This is a genomic window from Streptomyces sp. NPDC006430 (genome assembly GCF_040612395.1).
GTDB lineage: Bacteria > Actinomycetota > Actinomycetes > Streptomycetales > Streptomycetaceae > Streptomyces.
Map to the genome: position 1 here is coordinate 1 of NZ_JBEXQA010000120.1, position 1,233 is coordinate 1,233.

The 1,233-nt window shown below is 69.5% G+C and carries 1 protein-coding gene and 1 pseudogene; both read right to left on the reverse strand.

The annotated features are described in order from the left end of the window. Positions 1 to 666, reverse strand: a pseudogene (locus ABZZ20_RS36870) (IS607 family element RNA-guided endonuclease TnpB); the annotation flags it as partial. Beyond that, a partial coding sequence (locus ABZZ20_RS36875) for an IS607 family transposase (protein WP_356877438.1) occupies positions 663 to 1,233 on the reverse strand: 571 nt, incomplete at its 5' end. The gene ABZZ20_RS36875 and the pseudogene ABZZ20_RS36870, both read right to left, overlap by 4 nt.

Consider the following 1,233-nt stretch of genomic DNA (forward strand, 5'->3'; position numbering starts at 1 on the left):
TTCCTCGGTCTGTAGGACCGCGAACCAGCGGCCCCGCTCGAACCGCACCGTCACCGACAGAATCCGCGTCCCGCCTTCGGCGATCGCGTCCACGAGGGGCTGGACGTCCTCGTGGAGGCGGATCCGGCCGAGGCGGGGCAGGACGATATGCCGCCGGTCATCGAGGCGGATGGTGCCGGTGGTGAACTTGCACGCCAGGCGAGCCTTCCGCTTCGACTTGAAACGAGGCCTGCCCATCCGGGCGCCCTTACGCTCGCCGCGCCTGGACTTGGCGTAGTTGTCGAACGCGGCGGCAGCGTTCGCGAGGCCGGTGTTGTAGGCCTCCTTCGAGTTCTCCGCCCACCACTCCCGCAGGAACGGGTCCGTGTGTTTGGCCTCGTTGAACGCCTTCCGCAACGACGGCAACGACCACGACCGCCACGGAACGCGCTCTGCCTCGGGGACGCCGTAGGTCTCCTGCGCTGCGCGCTGCGACCAACTCGCCAGCACATGCCGCACCGCCCAGTTGTAGGCGACCCGCGCCGCCCCGCAATGCGAGGCCAGAGCCTGCAGGGCGGACGCGCTGGGGTCGAGGGCGAGTCTGTGGCCCACGACGTGAAAGCCGGGCCGCGCCTCGAACCCCCGGCGCTTCTTCTTCCCGCTCCCGGCAGGCTCCGCCCCGCTCACCCGGTCGTCTCCGCCGCCGGGGCGGTGGCCTCGGCGATAGCGCGTGCGGCCCGGTTCTTCGCCGCTCGCTGCCCATACAGTCGGGCACACATCGAGGTGAGGACTTCGGTGATGTCCCGGACCAGGTCGCTGGTCGTCTCCTGCGGATCGAGCACCACCAGGCGCCGGCCGGAAGCCGACAATGCCGATTCCAGATACTCGACACCGAAACGGGCCAGCCGGACGCGATGCTCCACGACGATGACGGCAACGGCAGGGTCCGACAGGACACGGTGCAGCTTCCGCCGCTTCCCGTTCAGTCCCGACCCGACCTCGGTCACAACCTCGGCAACGGCGAGCCCCAGCCCGTTGGCCCCCTGGACGACACGGGAGACCTGCCGGTCAAGATCCGCCTTCTGGTCGCCGGACGAAACACGGCAGTACACCACCGTCCGCCCGCCGATCTCGGGAATGGACTCTTCGACCAGCCACATACCGGACGGTGTCTGCACGACAGGGACCGGCATACGGCCCTCCTTCGCCCAGGCCCACGCGGTCTGGTAGTGCACACCGTTGCGCGCCGCCCAC